This is a genomic window from Streptomyces sp. ADI95-16 (genome assembly GCF_003721495.1).
GTDB lineage: Bacteria > Actinomycetota > Actinomycetes > Streptomycetales > Streptomycetaceae > Streptomyces > Streptomyces goshikiensis.
In genome coordinates this window covers 4218806-4235900 of sequence record NZ_CP033581.1, presented here as the reverse complement: position 1 = coordinate 4235900, position 17095 = coordinate 4218806, and the positions used below count along the sequence as shown (strand labels likewise).

The window sequence follows — 17095 nt, the reverse complement described above, 5'->3', positions numbered from 1 at the left end:
TCCGGGCCAGCAGGCATGCAAGCGGGAGCGGCTGCGTCGATCTGCGTTGTCAGCGTGTATCAGCTAGATCCCGCGAGCGCGCGGGATTCGCTTCAGTCTACCGGTACCACGGACATGAATGGGGGTTTGCCGGTACCTGAGTCCGCATGTGCCGCCCTGAACCTCCTCTCTCCGACTCCCCATATCCGGGAAGGGGCTCAAAGAGGCTCACGCGGGCATCCAGCGCTTCGGCCTGTCAACCTCCCGCTACGGTGAGGGACGCCACCCGGCGCCGGGTCGCGGCGGGGGCGCGGCAGACGCTCGCCCGGGCCGCCGGACACCCGTTCGGCGCAGTGCCGGACCCCCGCAGGGCGGGCTCGCGGAACCGCCGCCGGGCAGCCTCCGAGCCTCCCGGAACCGCCGGGCGGTGCGGGCCTCAGGAGTACGTGTCCCCCGGACCCGTGCTCCCCGGCGCCCGCCACGGCCCGTACCGCTTCGGCCGCCCGCCCGGGCCCTGCACCTTGATCAGCCGTACGGTGCCCTGCCCCAGGTCGGCGTTGAGCCGTGCCACCAGCTGCGGAGCCAGCAGCTTCAGCTGCGCCGCCCACGCCGAGGAATCGCACCGCACCACCAGTTCACGGTCCTCGTAGCGCTCCGGTTCACAATGCGCCGCGATCTCCGGTCCGACGATCTCCGGCCAGCGCTCCATCACGCCCGCCACCGCCATCGGCATCTCCCAGCCGCGCTCCGTCCGCAGCCGGTCCAGCGCCGCCATCAACGGCATCGGATCCCGGCCGTCCGCCCGCGCGCCCGACCGCAGCCCCGGATGCTGCCGCTTCTTCCCGGCCGCCGCGTTGCCCCGCGCCCGCGCCTGCTCCCGGGCCGCCGCCAGCGCCTGCCGCGCCAGGTCGACCCCGGACGGCTCCGGGGCCTTGCGCGGCTCCCGCTCCTGCTCGTTCACAGCCGGGTCACCTCACCGCCGGACACCCCGAACCGCGCTCCCACCAACACACCCGGAACGTCATCGTCCACCGCCGCCGTCACCAGCACCTGCTCACCCGGGGCCACCAGCTCCGCCAGCCGCTCCCGGCGCCGCGCGTCCAGCTCCGCGAACACGTCGTCCAGGATCAGCACCGGCTCCGCGCCCTCCGAGCGCAGCAGCTCGTACGAGGCCAGCCGCAGCGCCAGCGCGTACGACCAGGACTCGCCGTGGCTCGCGTACCCCTTGGCCGGCAGCTCGCCGAGGCGCAGCAGCACGTCGTCGCGGTGCGGACCCACCAGGGTCACGCCCCGCTCGATCTCCTGCTTGCGCACGTCGGACAGCGCGCCCAGCAGCACCTCGTACAGCGCTTCCCGGGTCCGCGCCTCGCCGCCGTCCACCGCCTCGCCCGCCGAGGACTTGTAGGCCAGCCCCAGCGGGCCACCGCCGGGCGCGAGCTGCTCGTACGCCTTGTCCGCCAGCGGCAGCATCGTCGCGATCAGGTCGAGGCGCTGCGCCAGCAGCTCCGCGCCCACGCGCGCGAGGTGCTGGTCCCACACGTCGAGGGTGGACAGGTCCATGGACCGGCCACCGTGCCGGCGGGCCATCGCCGCCGACTTCAGCAGCGTGTTGCGCTGCTTGAGCACCCGCTCGTAGTCCGAGCGCACCGCCGCCATCCGCGGCGAGCGCGCCGTGACCAGTTCGTCGAGGAACCGGCGCCGCTCGCCCGGATCCCCTTTCACCAGCGCCAGGTCCTCCGGTGCGAACAGCACCGTGCGTACGATCCCCAGCACGTCCCGGGGTCTGACCTGCGAGGACCGGTTGATCCGGGCCCGGTTCGCCCGCCCCGGGTTCAGCTCCAGCTCCACCAGCTGCTGGCGCTCGCCCTGGGTGACGGCCGCGCGGATGACCGCCCGGTCCGCGCCCATCCGTACCAGGGGGGCGTCCGAGGACACCCGGTGGCTGCCCAGCACCGCCAGGTAGCCGATGGCCTCGACCAGGTTCGTCTTGCCCTGGCCGTTGGGGCCCACGAAAGCCGTGACGCCCGGGTCGAGGGGAACCTCGGCCCGGGCGTACGAGCGGAAGTCGGCCAGTGAGAGATGCGAAACGTGCATACGGCGCCGACCTCCCCCGGCTTCCTGCTGCTCTTTTCCTACGATGTCACCGCTGTGCGGCCCGGTCTGTGGACGGGGCCGCTACTTCTTCTCCACCGCGTGGCCGCCGAACTGGTTGCGCAGCGCGGCGATCATCTTCATCTGGGGGGAGTCGTCCTGACGCGAGGCGAACCGCGCGAACAGCGAGGCGGTGATCGCGGGCAGCGGCACGGCGTTGTCGATCGCCGCCTCCACCGTCCAGCGGCCCTCGCCCGAGTCCTGCGCGAAGCCCCGCAGCTGCTCCAGGTGCTCGTCCTCGTCCAGCGCGTTCACCGCGAGGTCCAGCAGCCAGGAGCGGATGACCGTGCCCTCCTGCCAGGACCGGAACACCTCGCGGACGTCGGTGACCGAGTCCACCTTCTCCAGGAGTTCCCAGCCCTCGGCGTAGGCCTGCATCATGGCGTACTCGATGCCGTTGTGGACCATCTTCGCGAAGTGGCCGGCGCCGACCTTGCCCGCGTGTACGGCGCCGAACTCGCCCTCGGGCTTGAGGGCGTCGAAGACCGGCTGGACGGTCGCGACGTGCTCCTTGTCGCCTCCGTACATCAGCGCGTAGCCGTTCTCCAGACCCCACACGCCGCCGGAGACGCCGCAGTCGACGAAGCCGATGCCCTTGGCCTTCAGTTCCTCGGCGTGCTTCTCGTCGTCGGTCCAGCGGGAGTTGCCGCCGTCGACGACGATGTCGCCCGGGGACAGCAGCTCCGCGAGCTCGTCGACGGTGGACTGCGTCGCCGCGCCCGCGGGGACCATCACCCACACCACGCGGGGGGCCTGCAGGCTGTCCACAAGTTCCGACAGGCTGTGGACATCGGCGAGGTCCGGGTTGCGGTCGTATCCGATGACGGTGTGGCCGGCGCGGCGGATGCGCTCGCGCATGTTGCCGCCCATCTTGCCGAGACCGACGAGACCAAGCTCCATCAGGTGGTTCCTTAAGCGTTGTGGCCGTCTGTGCCGGGGTTCCCCTGCTACCCGGGGACACCCCCGGCCCCGAGCCTACGCCCGGCCGCCCCGCCGGGCCCCACGGGCGCTCCAGAGCGCTCGGAGGAGGGTCCGTGAGCCCCCCGCGCCGGGGTGGACGAAGGGGGACGAACGCCGTCGGGCCCGGTCCCGCAGCCTGCGAGACCGGGCCCGACGTACGAGGGCGTCAGCCGGACAGGCGCACCGGCATGATCAGGTACTTGTACGCCTCGTCCGCCTCGGCGTCGACCGCCGGGCGGCCGCTGAGCAGCGCCGGCTTGGTGGACGTGGTGAAGCTGAGCTGGGCGGCCGGTGAGTCGATCGCGCTGAGGCCGTCCAGCAGGAAGGTCGGGTTGAAGGCGATCGAGATGTCGTCGCCCTCCAGGATGGCGTCGACGCGCTCCACGGCCTGTGCGTCGTCGGAGGAACCGGCCTCCAGGATGAGCACGCCCTGCTCGAAGCTCAGGCGGACCGGGGTGTTGCGCTCGGCGACCAGGGCCACGCGCTTGACGGCCTCGACGAACGGGGCGGTCTCGATCACGGCGATGGAGTTGAACTCCGTCGGGAACAGCGTGCGGTACTTCGGCAGGTCGCCTTCGAGCAGCCGGGTGGTGGTGCGGCGGCCGGCGCCCTCGAAGCCGATGAGGCCCTCGCCCGCACCGGAGCCCGACAGCGCCAGGGTGACGGTGTCACCGCTGGTCAGGGACTTGGCGGTGTCCAGCAGCGTCTTCGCCGGCACCAGGGCCACGGCGGAGGCGTCCGGGTTCTCCGGCTTCCACAGGAACTCGCGGACCGCGAAGCGGTAGCGGTCGGTGGAGGCCAGGGTGACGCGGTCGCCCTCGATCTCGATGCGGACACCGGTCAGCACGGGCAGCGTGTCGTCGCGGCCGGCGGCGATGGCGACCTGGGCCGCGGCGGAGGCGAAGACCTCGCCGGGCACGGTGCCGGTCGCGGTCGGCATCTGCGGCAGCGCCGGGTACTCCTCCACAGGAAGGGTGTGGAGTGTGAATCGCGAGGAGCCGCAGACCACGGTCGCCCGTACACCGTCTGTGGAAATCTCCACCGGCCGGTTGGGGAGGGCGCGGCAGATGTCGGCGAGCAGCCGGCCGGAGACCAGGACGGTGCCGTCCTCCTCGACGTCCGCCTCGACGGAGACGCGGGCCGAGACCTCGTAGTCGAAGCCGGAGAGGCTCAGCGTGCCGTCCTCGGCCTTGAGCAGCAGGCCCGCGAGGACGGGCACCGGCGGCCGGGCCGGGAGGCTACGGGCCGCCCAGGCCACCGCCTCCGCGAGTACGTCGCGCTCCACCCGGATCTTCACCGGAACCGCCTCCTGCTGTTGCTCGCTCGTCTGGCCGGCCTTCGTCGTCGGCTCCCGGTGCCTCCCGGTCTCAGCGGACCGGGGCCTCGGTGCCGGGGACCAGTCTGACGTACGGCGCCGACAGTCGTCGCGGCTGGCGGTCAAGTCGGGAGCGCGGCGGCGGCGAGGCTGCCCACCGAGTTGTGCACAGGACCTGCTTGAAAACCGAAACCGGCCTCAATCTCTATGGGGGTAGTAGTAGGGCCTGTGGAAACGGTGGATAAGCCCGTTCTCGCAGGTCAGCCCACGTTTTTTATCCCCACACCCTGTGGGTGACACCGGTGGAAAACAGGGGTGTGCTGTGGAGAACGAAAAGTTCTGCACAGGCCGTCCCCAGGTGACCCCGAGTACTCCACAGCTGCGTCCCCAGCTTTTCCCCAGTACTCCACAGCCCAAACGTCTACTTCCGTGTGACCGCTTTCACTCGGGGCGGTGAGAGGGGGTGGTGTGTTGCCGAACAGTGGACAACGGTGTGGGTAACTCATCGGATCCTGTGCACAGGATGCGGCAACCTGTGGGTCGGCGGTGGACAGAGGCGTGGACGAGCCTGTGGATGAATATTCCGTCCACAGGTTGTGGATGACGCTTGCGCACAATTCCACAGGTGGCTGACCTGGGCTGATGGTGCCTCAACCAGCGGCCCTGTGGACAGATTGTGGGTGACGGAACCCGTCCCCAGGGTGTGGACGGAAAAAAGTCCGCGAATCTGTGGATGAGTTGGCCCGTTGGGGGCGCATTCGAACAGGTTGGGGGCGCGGGGCTGAAGGAGGGCGCCCCCCAAGTACTCCGGGAGCGCCCTGTAGAAACGTTTGAGGGGGCCGCGGAAGAGCCCTCGCAGACCCTCACACGGCCCCCTCAGGGCGCGCGTCAGCCGTTCTTGATGCGGTTGGTGAGCTCCGTGACCTGGTTGTAGATGGAGCGGCGTTCCGCCATCAGGGCGCGGATCTTGCGGTCCGCGTGCATGACGGTGGTGTGGTCGCGGCCGCCGAACTGGGCCCCGATCTTGGGCAGCGAGAGGTCGGTGAGCTCCCGGCAGAGGTACATCGCGATCTGCCGGGCGGTGACCAGCACCCGGCTGCGCGAGGAGCCGCACAGATCGTCCACCGTCAGGCCGAAGTAGTCGGCGGTGGCGGCCATGATGTCCGACGCGGTGATCTCCGGTGCGCTGTCCTCGCCGCCCGGGATCAGGTTCTTGAGGACGTCCTCGGTCAGGCCCAGGTCGACCGGCTGCCGGTTCAGGCTCGCGAAGGCCGTGACCCGGATCAGCGCCCCCTCCAGCTCGCGGATGTTGCGCGAGATGCGGGAGGCGATGAACTCCAGTACCTCCGGCGGGGCGTTGAGCTGCTCCTGGACGGCCTTCTTGCGCAGGATCGCGATACGGGTCTCCAGCTCGGGCGGCTGGACGTCGGTGATCAGGCCCCACTCGAAGCGGTTGCGGAGCCGGTCCTCCAGGGTGACGAGCTGCTTGGGCGGCCGGTCGGAGGAGAGCACGATCTGCTTGTTGGCGTTGTGGAGCGTGTTGAAGGTGTGGAAGAACTCCTCCTGCGTCGACTCCTTGCTCGCGAGGAACTGGATGTCGTCGACGAGCAGGATGTCCATCTCGCGGTAGCGCTTGCGGAACGCGTCGCCCTTGCCGTCGCGGATGGAGTTGATGAACTCGTTGGTGAACTCCTCGGAGCTCACGTAGCGCACGCGCGTGCCGGGGTAGAGGCTCCGCGCGTAGTGCCCGATCGCGTGCAGCAGGTGGGTCTTGCCGAGGCCCGACTCCCCATAGATGAAGAGGGGGTTGTACGCCTTCGCGGGCGCCTCGGCGACGGCCACCGCGGCGGCGTGCGCGAAGCGGTTGGAGGCGCCGATGACGAACGTGTCGAAGAGGTACTTGGGGTTCAGCCGGGCGGTCGGCTCCAGCGGGCCCGAGGTGGAGCCGCCGGAGGACGCCGGAGGCGCGGGCCGGCCGGGCGCGGGGCGCGGGGCCGGCTGTTCGTACTGCTGCTGCTCGTACTGGTGGTTCTGCTGGGGCTCGTACCCGGACTGCTCGTACTTCTGCTGTTCGTACTTCTGCTGTTCGTAGGAGCCCTGGTCGTAGCCGGAGGGCTCGGACTGCTGGAGGTACCCGGGCTGCGGGGAGGCGTAGGGGTCGCGCTCGGGGAAGCCGCCGAGGCGGGGCTGCTGCCAGCCGTAGTCGTCCTGCTGTCCGCCACGGGGCCAGGCGCCGGGCTCGGGGCGCTGCTGCTGGTAGTCCGGGTAGGCGGGGCGGGCGGTGGGCAGCTGGTCGTCGGAGGGGCCGCCGCCGTGGCCGCCCGGGCCGCCGGGGCGCTGGCCGCCGTACGGCTCGTAGGCGTCGCGCTGCGAGGAGGAGGGCGGGGCCGGGTGCGCGGGCTCGCCGGCGGAGTCGTCCACGGTGATGGCGATCCGGATGGGGCGGCCGCACTCGCGGCTGAGGGCGTCGCTGATGAGGGGGGCGAGGCGGCCTTCGAGGACGCGCTTGCCCCATTCATTGGGGACGGCGAGGAGTGCGGTGTCGGCGACGAGGGCCAGGGGCTGGCAGCGTTCGACCCACTGCTTGTCCTTGGGCTCGATCCCTTGCTGGCCCTCCCCGAGGAGCTTCTCGAGCACTCGTGGCCACACTGCGGCAAGATCGGCAGGTACGTCAGCCACAGAGCACGCTCTCTCACAGGTCCCGGTCCCACGTATGTGTGGTTCTTTGGGACGGTCGGGACAAAAGAATCCGGGATCAGACAACGGTAGTCAGGCCGGTGGGTAGGGTTCAAGTCGTTGTCCACAGCCTGTGCACAGTGTGGGGCACCGAAGGCTCGGTTTGACCGGATGGCGTAGCCGCGCGTACCGTAACGAGGTCGAGTTGTCGATGGCTGCTGCCGCCTGCCTACCGATGGGCGAAGATCACTGAATTGTGATCATTTAGCGGTGCCACTCGGGCGAACACGCGAGTTTTCCTTCGTGGGCGCACGGTGACAGCCAGGCGATGTCCCGCCACAACGATTCATTCTCTGGAGCCCCCGAGTGAGCAAGCGCACCTTCCAGCCGAACAACCGCCGTCGTGCCAAGACCCACGGCTTCCGCCTGCGGATGCGTACCCGTGCCGGTCGCGCGATCCTCGCGAACCGTCGTGGCAAGGGCCGCGCCGCCCTTTCCGCGTAACAACACGCAGGTCGTGACGTCGTGCTGTCTCCCGAAAATCGGCTGAGGCGGCGCGAGGACTTCGCGAGCGCGGTGCGCCGAGGGCGGCGGGCAGGTCGCCCGCTCCTCGTCGTCCACCTACGTACAAGCGGTGCAACGGACCCGCACGAGCCGGGGGAGATCGATCCCTCGACGCGTGCGGGTTTCGTCGTCAGCAAGGCTGTCGGCATCGCTGTGGTCCGTAACCGGGTGAAGCGCCGTTTGCGCCATCTCGTACGGGAGCGGCTGTCTCAGCTGCCCCCCGGTAGCCTGGTGGTGGTGCGGGCTCTGCCCGGATCGGGTGATGCCGGCCTTGACGAGCTGGCCCGTGACCTGGATGCCGCCTTGGCGCGGCTGCTGGGAGGCACGGCTCGATGAAGTACCCGCTGCTCGCTTTGATCAAGCTGTACCAGTGGACGATCAGTCCGCTGCTCGGCCCGGTGTGCCGTTATTACCCGTCGTGCTCGCGCTACGGGTTCACGGCCATCGACCGGCATGGTGCGGTCAAGGGGACGGTCCTGACCGCCTGGCGGATCCTGCGGTGCAATCCGTGGTCCCCGGGTGGCGTGGATCACGTCCCACCCCGTAAACGCCCGCGTTGGCACGAGCAGCTGCGCAGTGCGTTGCGTAGATCTCGCAATGCTCAAGGAGCCTGATTAGTGGACACGATTGCCGGTCTGTTCAGCTTTATCACCACGCCTGTCTCGTGGGTCATCGTCCAGTTCCACAGCGTGTACGGCGCGATCTTCGGCGCGGACAGCGGCTGGGCCTGGGGCTTGTCCATCGTGTCCCTGGTGATCTTGATTCGTATCTGCCTGATCCCGCTCTTCGTGAAGCAGATCAAGGCGACGCGAGGCATGCAGGCGCTCCAGCCGAAGATGAAGGCGATCCAGGAGCGCTACAAGAACGACAAGCAGCGTCAGTCCGAAGAGATGATGAAGCTGTACAAGGAGACGGGTACCAACCCGCTCTCCTCGTGCCTTCCGATCCTGGCGCAGTCCCCGTTCTTCTTCGCGCTGTACCACGTGCTGTCGGCCATCGCCAACGGCCAGACCATCGGCGTCATCAACCAGTCGCTGCTGGAGAGCGCCCGTCAGGCGCACATCTTCGGTGCGCCGCTGGCCGCGAAGTTCACGGACAGCGCCGAGAAGGCCGCGAGCCTGAACGCCTCGATCACCGATGTGCGCATCGTCACCGCGGTCATGATCGTCCTGATGTCGCTGTCGCAGTTCTACACGCAGCGCCAGCTGATGCAGAAGAACGTCGACCTCTCGGTCAAGACGCCGTTCATGCAGCAGCAGAAGATGCTGATGTACATCTTCCCGGTGATCTTCGCCGTGATGGGCATCAACTTCCCCGTCGGTGTCCTCGTCTACTGGCTGACCACGAACGTGTGGACCATGGGTCAGCAGATGTACGTGATCAACCAGAACCCGACGCCGGGCAGCAAGGCGCAGGACCAGTACCTGACCCGTCTGCTGAAGCACGTGAGCTCGCACGGTGACGTCAAGGGCCGGGGCAAGAAGAAGATCGTCGCGGCGATCGTGGCCAAGGGCCCGGACCGCAACGACAACGAGCGCAAGTTCATCACGGCGCTGACCAAGCAGGGCATGGCCGCTCAGGCGGACGGTTCCGTGATCAAGAGTTCCGAGGCCACGGCCGACGCCGATGCGGCGAGCGGTGGTGCTTCGAAGCGACAGCAGCCCAAGAGGCAGTCGAAGTCGCAGCGTCAGACGCCCCCCAGCAAGCCCTCCAAGAAGTAAGAAGGAGTCCCTCCCGTGACGGAAGGCACCACCACCGCCGCCGCTGAGAGTGGCGACACCCTGACCCGCCTTGAGCAGGAGGGTGAGATCGCGGCCGATTACCTTGAGGGTCTGCTGGACATCGCCGACCTGGACGGCGACATCGACATGGACGTCGAGGCCGACCGTGCCGCGGTGTCGATCGTCAGTGACTCCGCCCGTGACCTGCAGAAGCTCGTGGGCCGCGACGGTGAGGTTCTGGAGGCTCTGCAGGAGCTGACCCGCCTCGCCGTGCACCGGGAGACCGGGGACCGCAGCCGTCTGATGCTGGACATCGCCGGCTTCCGTGCGAAGAAGCGCGAGGAGCTCGCGGTGCTGGGCGCGCAGGCCGCGGCCGATGTGAAGGCCTCGGGCGAGCCGCTGAAGCTCGCTCCGATGACGCCGTTCGAGCGCAAGGTCGTCCACGACGCCGTGGCGGCCGCCGGTCTCAAGAGCGAGTCCGAGGGCGAGGAGCCGCAGCGCTTCGTCGTTGTGCTCCCGGCCTGACCGGAAGTGTGTGTGGTCGGCCCCGTCTGGATCGCAGGCGGGGCCGATGTTTGTAAGCCTGACAGTTGACGACACCATCGGTTCTGTACGGAAGGACGGTCCCCGTGACGGAGGCAGCGGAGCTTCCCCCGGCGCCTGAAGAGGCGCGCGCGGTGTTCGGTGAGTTTTTCCCGGAAGCTGTGCGGTATGCGGAGCTGCTGGCGGATGCGGGTGTCCAGCGGGGCCTGATCGGTCCGCGCGAGGTGCCGCGGCTGTGGGAGCGGCACCTGCTGAACTGCGCGGTGCTGTCGGAGGTGGTGCCCGAGGGTGTCACCGTGTGCGACGTGGGCTCGGGGGCCGGCCTGCCGGGCATCCCGCTGGCCCTGGTGCGGCGCGACCTGAAGATCACGCTGCTTGAGCCGCTCCTGCGACGGACGAACTTCCTCCAGGAGGCCGTGGAGCTGCTGGGCCTGGACCATGTCACGGTGGTGCGCGGACGGGCCGAAGAGGTTCTGGGCAAGCTGCAGCCGGTGCACGTGGTGACGGCGCGAGCGGTGGCTCCGCTGGACCGGCTGGCCGGCTGGGGTGTGCCGCTGCTGCGTCCCTACGGCGAGATGCTGGCCCTGAAGGGTGACACCGCCGAGGAGGAGCTGGTGGCGGCGAAGGTCGCGCTGACGAAGCTCGGTGTGGTGAAGACCTCGGTGCTCCATGTGGGCGAGGGCGTCGTGGATCCGCTGTCGACCGTGGTGCGGGTCGAGGTGGGGGAGAGCCCCGGCGGCGTGCGCTTCGCGACGAAGCGGGCGAAGGCGGCTCGGGTGAGCCGTACGCGTCGGCGGCGCTGACACCCCTGTTCCCTTGGGAATGAGGGCCCGTTGCGCCCTATAGGTATGGATTTCGGAGTGTCGTAGGGGCCGGATGACTCGGCCCGGGCATCGTGTTTCACGTGAAACGTCGCTCTCTGCTGCACGGAATCATCAGCCGCGGTCGCGCCGCTGCGTCCCCCCGTCCCCGCAAGGGAGCAGGGGGGACGGAGTTGTCCACATCGGTGGATTCATCCACAGGAGTACGGGCCCCGCTGGTTCGCGACCCCGGGGACATGGCAGGCTCTGTTCATCGCGAGCCCGCTGTCGAGGAGAGTGACACCGTGCGGTCCGACGCCAACCTCGCGGGGCCGATGGCCGATCCGGTCCCCGGTCCCCGCTCTGAATCGGCGGCGGACGATGTTTCACGTGAAACATCGTCTCCGCCCCTTGTAGACAACGACGCCCCCATCGGCCGAGCCGCTCAGCTGGCCGTCGATGCGCTGGGCCGTGCCGGTGAGCGTCTGCCGCGTCCGGCGCAGACCCGGATCATGGTGGTCGCCAACCAGAAGGGCGGCGTGGGCAAGACCACCACGACCGTCAATCTGGCGGCCTCGCTGGCCCTGCACGGGGCGCGCGTCCTGGTGGTCGACCTCGACCCGCAGGGCAATGCCTCCACGGCCCTGGGTATCGACCACCACGCGGATGTGCCGTCGATCTACGACGTGCTCGTGGACAGCCGTCCGCTGCTGGAGGTCGTCCAGCCGGTGGTGGATGTGGAGGGCCTGTTCTGCGCTCCGGCCACGATCGACCTGGCGGGTGCCGAGATCGAGCTGGTGTCGCTGGTGGCGCGGGAGAGCCGGCTTCAGCGGGCGATCCAGGCGTATGAGCAGCCGCTGGACTACATCCTGATCGACTGCCCGCCTTCGCTGGGCCTGCTGACGGTGAACGCCATGGTGGCGGGCGCGGAGGTGCTGATCCCGATCCAGTGCGAGTACTACGCGCTGGAGGGTCTGGGGCAGCTGCTGCGCAATGTCGACCTGGTGCGGGCGCACCTGAACCCGACGCTGCACGTCTCGACGATCCTGCTGACGATGTACGACGGCAGGACGCGGCTGGCCTCGCAGGTGGCGGAGGAGGTGCGTACGCACTTCGGCAAAGAGGTGCTGCGCACGAGCATCCCGCGGTCGGTGCGCATCTCCGAGGCCCCCAGCTACGGGCAGACGGTGCTCACCTATGACCCGGGGTCCAGCGGTTCGCTGTCCTACCTCGAAGCGGCGCGGGAGATCGCGCTGCGGGGGGCCGGAATTTCGTACGACGCCTCGCAGGCCCATCTGGGCGCGGGCATGAACAGCACGCAGAGTATGGCGGAGGGGATCCACAGTGAGTGAGCGACGTAGGGGTCTGGGGCGGGGGCTCGGCGCGCTGATTCCCGCCGCTCCGCAGGAGAAGACGCCGCAGGCGATGGGCGGAGGGTCTGCGTCCGCGTCGGTCGTTCCGGTGCTGACCTCGGAGCGCGGGATCGCGGCGGCGAAGCTTGCCGCGCTGGCGCAGGCGGATGGATCACTGGAGGCGTCCCCGGCGGTGGCCGGGGGAGCGACGTCGCCGAGTGAGCCGGAGCCGGCGACGAACGAGGTGGCGGGGGCGACGTTCGCGGAGCTTCCGATGGACTCGATCACCCCGAATCCGCGGCAGCCGCGTGAGGTGTTCGACGAGGACGCGCTGGCGGAGCTGGTGACCTCCATCCAGGAGGTGGGTCTGCTCCAGCCGGTGGTGGTGCGGCAGGCGGCCCCGGGCCGCTACGAGCTCATCATGGGCGAGCGCCGGTGGCGTGCCTGCCGGGAAGCCGGGCTGGAGCGCATCCCGGCGATCATCCGGGCGACGGATGACGAGAAGCTCCTCCTGGACGCGCTCCTGGAGAACCTGCACCGGGCGCAGCTGAATCCGCTGGAGGAGGCGGCCGCGTACGACCAGCTGCTGCGGGACTTCAACTGCACGCACGACCAGCTGGCGGACCGGATCGGGCGTTCGCGTCCGCAGGTGTCGAACACGCTGCGGCTGCTGAAGCTGTCGGCGTCGGTTCAGCGCCGGGTGGCGGCGGGCGTGCTGTCGGCGGGGCACGCGAGGGCGCTGCTGTCGGTAAGCGATTCCGAGACGCAGGACAAGCTGGCGCACCGGATCGTGGCCGAGGGACTGTCGGTGCGCGCGGTCGAGGAGATCGTGGCGCTGATGTCCTCGGAGCCCGAGAGCGTGGTGAAGCCGAAGGGACCGCGTGCGGGTACCCGGGTGGCTCCGGCGCTCAGTCAGCTGGCGACGCGGCTGTCCGACCGGTTCGAGACGCGGGTGAAGGTGGACCTGGGCCAGAAGAAGGGCAAGATCACCGTCGAGTTCGCGTCGATGGAGGATCTGGAGCGGATTCTGGGCACGCTGGCGCCGGGCGAGGGCCGGGTGCTGGAGCAGGGTCTTCCCGGGGAGTGATGCCCGGGTTCCGCCGTGGGGGCGGGCCGTACCGGTGGGAGCCGGCGCGGTCCGCCCCTTTGCCTTGCTGCGGTTTCACCTGATTCGAGCTCTGGATACGATGCCGTCATGGGTCGTCGGCTGGTACCGCTCACGCTGGACAACCTCCAGGACCTGCCCAAGCGTTGCCGGTCCTGTGTGTTCTGGGAACTCGATCCCGTGAGTGGTGAGGCCGCCGTGAAGGCGGGGACTCCGGAGCTGGAGAAGGAAGCGTGGATCTCCGCCGTCCTTCTGGAGTGGGGCTCGTGCGGCCGGGTGGTCTACGTGGACGAGGTCCCGGTGGGGTTCGTGATGTACGCGCCGCCCGCGTACGTGCCGCGTTCGACGGCCTTCCCGACCAGCCCGGTCTCCCCCGACGCGGTACAGCTGATCACGGCGTGGATCATGCCGGGTTATCAGGGGCAGGGCCTGGGGCGGGTGATGGTCCAGACGGTGGCGAAGGATCTGCTGCGGCGGGGCTTCCGCGCCATCGAGGCGTTCGGGGACGCGCGGTGGGACGGGCCGGCCTGTCTGCTCCCGGCGGACCATCTGCTGTCGGTGGGGTTCAAGACGGTGAGGCCGCATCCGGTTCATCCACGGCTGCGGCTGGAGTTGCGTTCGACGCTGTCGTGGAAGGAAGACGTAGAGCTGGCGCTGGACCGGCTGCTGGGCGCGGCCCGTAAGGAACCGGTACTGCGCCCGCTGTGAGCGGCGCTACGCGAACGGGGCCGCCCCGGTAGGGGGCGGCCCCGTTTCACGTGAAACAAAGCGGGTGCGTCAGACGGCCTTGGCCTGGACGAAGCCCTCCAGGTCGCGCAGGATGGCGGCCTTCGGCTTGGCACCGACGATGGTCTTGGCGACCTCGCCGCCCTGGTAGACGTTCAGGGTCGGGATGGACATGACGCCGTAGCGGGCGGCCGTGGCCGGGTTCTCGTCGATGTTGAGCTTGACGATCTCGATCTGGTCGCCGTACTCGGCCGCGATGGCCTCCAGGGACGGCGCGATCTGACGGCACGGGCCGCACCAGGCGGCCCAGAAGTCCACCAGCACGGGCTTGTCGCTGGCGAGGACCTCGGTGTCGAAGTCAGCGTCGGTCACGTTCTTGAGGGTGCCGGCCACAGCGGCCTCCTTATTCCTGCGGGGTGTGGTGTGGGGGTGAACTGGGGGGTCAGACAGTCGCGGTGGCGTGCTCGGCGTCCGCGAGGGCGGCGAGGAAACGCTCGGCGTCGAGGGCGGCGGAGCAGCCGGTGCCGGCGGCGGTGATGGCCTGACGGTAGGTGTGGTCGACGACGTCGCCGGCGCCGAAGACACCCGTGATGTTGGTGCGGGTGGAGGGCGCCTCGACCTTGAGGTAACCCTCTTCGTCCAGGTCCAGCTGGCCGGTGAACAGCTCGGTGCGGGGGTCGTGACCCACGGCGATGAAGAGGCCGGTCACGGGCAGCTCGGAGGTCTCACCGGTCTTGGTGTTGCGCAGGGTCAGACCGGAGAGCTTCGGATCGCCGTGGATCTCGGCGACCTCGCTGTCCCAGGCGAACTTGATCTTCGGGTCGGCGAAGGCGCGGTCCTGCATGGCCTTGGAGGCGCGGAGGCTGTCGCGGCGGTGGACGATGGTGACGCTCTTGGCGAAGCGGGAGAGGAAGGTCGCCTCCTCCATCGCGGTGTCGCCGCCGCCGACCACGGCGATGTCCTGGTCCTTGAAGAAGAACCCGTCACAGGTCGCGCACCAGGAGACGCCACGGCCGGAGAGGGCGTCCTCGTTGGGCAGGCCGAGCTTGCGGTGCTGCGAGCCGGTGGTGACGATGACGGCCTTCGCGCGGTGCACGGTGCCGGCCGTGTCGGTGACGGTCTTGATCTCGCCCGTCAGGTCGGCGGAGACGATGTCGTCGGGGATGAGCTCGGCACCGAAGCGCTCGGCCTGGCCGCGCATGTTGTCCATGAGGTCGGGACCCATGATGCCGTCCTGGAACCCGGGGAAGTTCTCGACCTCGGTGGTGTTCATCAGCGCGCCGCCGGCGGTCACGGCGCCTTCGAAGACCAGGGGCTTGAGCGAAGCGCGGGCGGTGTACAGGGCGGCCGTGTAACCGGCCGGCCCGGAGCCGATGATGATCACGTTTCGTACGTCGCTCACGGGTACTTTCCTCGTCTCTGCGGACTGCGTGCTGCCTACTGGGGGCCGGTGCGGACTCTCACCCCACCCAACGGATCCTAAGGCGCGCACATTCCCCACTTGTCCGCGTGCCGCCCCGATCGGGTCAGCTTCGCGGGTAGGTGCTGGTCAGCAGGGGCTTTCCGGGGGCTGTCGTGGGGGTGTTCACACAGCCGGCGTCGACGAGATAGGCGTCCACTCGGGCGGCGTCGCCGGGGTGGGGGAGGACGACGAGGTACACGGGGGTGCCCTGGTAGCTGCCGCGTTCGGTGGCCAGCGGGGCGTCCGGGCGGCCGGTGGCGTCCTGCACGCAGGGCGGGACGGAGGGGACCGCGCGGTCCTCGGGGGCGACTCCCGGAGCGGGCGTGGTGTTCTCCAGCCCGAAGGTCTTGTTGCCCCCTCCCGTCTCGGGCTTGGCGCCGTCCGAGGCGGCGAGCAGCTGCTGGACGCTGCTCCGCAGGCCCTGCGCGGTGTAGGTGTCCGTCGAGGGCTGGGCGGCGCTGCTTTCGGCCCTGCCGCGGGTGGCCGTGTCGTGGGAGGGCGTGCCGGTGGGGCCGCCCAGCAGGAAGACGGCGAGGGCGAAGGCGCCGGCTCCGGCGAGCCCCGCCACGACGGCGATCCGGCGGCGGGCGCGTCGCCGGCCTGGTCCGGTTGCGCCGGACGGGTGACCGGCGGGCCGGCGGCCGCCGGATCCCGCGGCCGGTGCGGCCGGTGCGGCCGATGTGTCCGTGTCGGCTTCCGCGGGCGACGCCACCGGCGGGACACCGGTGTGGTCCTGAGCGGAAGGCGGGTCATCGGTGCGGTGCGCGGTGGCGTCGAGGAGCGCCTCGGCGGCGAGGGCCGCGTCGATGCGCCCGGCGACATCCGAGGGCATCCGGGCAGGGCCCGGGAGCGTGCCGAGGAGCGCGCGGATCTCTTCGAGGGAGGCCTGGACGTCGGCGCACAGGCCGCAGTCGCCGAGGTGGCGGCGCACTTCGGCGGTGCGGACCGGGGAGAGGAGTCCTTCGGTCAGTTCGGAGATCTCCGAGACGTCCGGGTGCCGGATCGTGCCGGTTGTGTGAGTCACGCTCGTCCACCTCCGCCCTTCACAGCGTCTGGATCCGGGGCCGGGTGCGGGGCCGGATGCACGGGGCTTGCCGCTGGTGGGACGGGTGTCCCCGGCGTTCGGTTCCTTCCCCGCTCGGTGGCGGTGTTATCCCCGGCATTGGTGCGTAGATGGGTGAGCATCGGGAGGAGCTTCGCCCGACCGCGCGCGCACCTGCTCTTCACGGTGCCGGTGGGGACGTCGAGGATGCGGGCGGCCTCGGCCACCGGGTATCCCTGCATGTCGACGAGGACGAGCACGGCCCGCTGTTCGGCCGGGAGGGTGGCCAGGGCGGCCAGCAGCTGGCGGTGCAGGTCCTGGCGTTCCGCGGGTGCCTCGGCGGACTCGTGGGGCTCCAGGAGGCGCTCCAGGCGCTCCGTGTCGTCCAGGGGCGAGGTCTTGCGGGAGGCCGCCTTGCGGGCCCGGTCGAGGCAGGCGTTGACGGTGATGCGGTGCAGCCAGGTGGTGACGGCGGATTCGCCGCGGAAGGTGTGGGCGGCCCGGTAGGCGGAGACGAGGGCGTCCTGGACGGCGTCGGCGGCTTCCTCGCGGTCCCCGAGGGTGCGCAGGGCGACGGCCCACAGCCGGTCCCGGTGACGGCGTACGAGCTCACCGAAGGCGTCGGGGTCTCCGGCGGCGTGCAGCGCCAGGAGTTCCTGGTCGCTGCGGCCGCCGGTCTCGGCGTCGTCCAACGGTGAG

At 69.8% G+C, this 17095-nt stretch carries 17 protein-coding genes and 1 pseudogene; 9 read left to right on the top strand and 9 right to left on the bottom strand.

Translation table 11 applies throughout. The features are described from left to right. Positions 1-415: 415 nt before the first annotated feature. From EES41_RS18700 to dnaA, 5 genes are all read right to left on the bottom strand, one after another. Positions 416-940, bottom strand: coding sequence for a DUF721 domain-containing protein (locus tag EES41_RS18700; RefSeq protein ID WP_008743891.1), 525 nt, complete (start codon positions 938-940; stop codon positions 416-418). Beyond that, positions 937-2073: a DNA replication/repair protein RecF gene (gene recF, locus EES41_RS18695; protein WP_123079571.1), complete on the bottom strand. Its 1137-nt coding sequence runs from the start codon at positions 2071-2073 to the stop codon at positions 937-939. The genes EES41_RS18700 and recF overlap by 4 nt, the downstream gene beginning before the upstream one ends. A gap of 81 nt (positions 2074-2154) precedes the next feature. Continuing rightward, positions 2155-3030: a phosphogluconate dehydrogenase (NAD(+)-dependent, decarboxylating) gene (gene gnd, locus EES41_RS18690; RefSeq protein WP_037797877.1), complete on the bottom strand. Its 876-nt coding sequence runs from the start codon at positions 3028-3030 to the stop codon at positions 2155-2157. Between the two features lie 226 nt (positions 3031-3256). Continuing rightward, positions 3257-4387 (bottom strand): DNA polymerase III subunit beta, encoded by a 1131-nt coding sequence (gene dnaN, locus EES41_RS18685; RefSeq protein ID WP_123079570.1) that lies wholly within the window; start codon positions 4385-4387, stop codon positions 3257-3259. A 906-nt stretch (positions 4388-5293) separates the two neighbouring features. Then, a complete protein-coding gene (dnaA, locus tag EES41_RS18675; protein WP_123079569.1) occupies positions 5294-7084 on the bottom strand; it encodes a chromosomal replication initiator protein DnaA in 1791 nt (596 codons plus the stop codon). 363 nt (positions 7085-7447) lie between these two features. On the opposite strand from dnaA, the gene rpmH reads away from it, so the two are divergent. From rpmH to EES41_RS18630, 9 genes and pseudogenes are all read left to right on the top strand, one after another. Further along, positions 7448-7585 carry a 50S ribosomal protein L34 gene (gene rpmH / locus EES41_RS18670; protein ID WP_008741645.1) on the top strand — a complete coding sequence of 46 codons (138 nt, stop codon included), beginning with the start codon at positions 7448-7450 and terminating at the stop codon, positions 7583-7585. A 21-nt stretch (positions 7586-7606) separates the two neighbouring features. After that, positions 7607-7981: a ribonuclease P protein component gene (gene rnpA / locus EES41_RS18665; RefSeq protein WP_008741646.1), complete on the top strand. Its 375-nt coding sequence runs from the start codon at positions 7607-7609 to the stop codon at positions 7979-7981. Then, positions 7978-8232 (top strand): annotated as a pseudogene (gene yidD, locus EES41_RS18660) (membrane protein insertion efficiency factor YidD); the annotation flags it as partial. The gene rnpA and the pseudogene yidD, both read left to right, overlap by 4 nt. Before the next feature lie 30 nt (positions 8233-8262). Then, positions 8263-9366 carry a membrane protein insertase YidC gene (yidC, locus tag EES41_RS18655; protein ID WP_123079568.1) on the top strand — a complete coding sequence of 368 codons (1104 nt, stop codon included), beginning with the start codon at positions 8263-8265 and terminating at the stop codon, positions 9364-9366. 15 nt (positions 9367-9381) lie between these two features. Further along, complete coding sequence (locus tag EES41_RS18650) at positions 9382-9891, top strand: R3H domain-containing nucleic acid-binding protein (RefSeq protein ID WP_123079567.1); 510 nt, start codon at positions 9382-9384, stop codon at positions 9889-9891. Between the two features lie 104 nt (positions 9892-9995). Beyond that, the gene (rsmG, locus tag EES41_RS18645; RefSeq protein WP_123079566.1) at positions 9996-10712 is read left to right on the top strand and encodes a 16S rRNA (guanine(527)-N(7))-methyltransferase RsmG; all 717 of its coding nucleotides are present in this window, start codon (positions 9996-9998) and stop codon (positions 10710-10712) included. A gap of 254 nt (positions 10713-10966) precedes the next feature. Further along, positions 10967-12061, top strand: coding sequence for a ParA family protein (locus tag EES41_RS18640; protein ID WP_008741651.1), 1095 nt, complete (start codon positions 10967-10969; stop codon positions 12059-12061). Further along, entirely contained in the window at positions 12054-13148 is a 1095-nt protein-coding gene (locus EES41_RS18635) for a ParB/RepB/Spo0J family partition protein (RefSeq protein WP_123079565.1), read from the top strand. Before EES41_RS18640 ends, EES41_RS18635 begins: the two co-directional genes overlap by 8 nt. 108 nt (positions 13149-13256) lie before the next feature. Further along, entirely contained in the window at positions 13257-13874 is a 618-nt protein-coding gene (locus EES41_RS18630; protein ID WP_123079564.1) for a GNAT family N-acetyltransferase, read from the top strand. A 69-nt stretch (positions 13875-13943) separates the two neighbouring features. Here the strand turns inward: EES41_RS18630 and trxA are convergent, their stop codons facing one another. From trxA to sigM, 4 genes are all read right to left on the bottom strand, one after another. Beyond that, positions 13944-14285, bottom strand: coding sequence for a thioredoxin (gene trxA / locus EES41_RS18625; RefSeq protein ID WP_008741654.1), 342 nt, complete (start codon positions 14283-14285; stop codon positions 13944-13946). Positions 14286-14334: 49 nt separating this feature from the next. Continuing rightward, positions 14335-15294: a thioredoxin-disulfide reductase gene (gene trxB / locus EES41_RS18620; RefSeq protein WP_123079563.1), complete on the bottom strand. Its 960-nt coding sequence runs from the start codon at positions 15292-15294 to the stop codon at positions 14335-14337. Between the two features lie 124 nt (positions 15295-15418). Then, entirely contained in the window at positions 15419-16378 is a 960-nt protein-coding gene (locus EES41_RS18615) for a hypothetical protein (RefSeq protein ID WP_123079562.1), read from the bottom strand. Next, positions 16375-17088: an RNA polymerase sigma factor SigM gene (gene sigM, locus EES41_RS18610; protein ID WP_123079561.1), complete on the bottom strand. Its 714-nt coding sequence runs from the start codon at positions 17086-17088 to the stop codon at positions 16375-16377. Before sigM ends, EES41_RS18615 begins: the two co-directional genes overlap by 4 nt. Between the last annotated feature and the right edge of the window lie 7 nt (positions 17089-17095).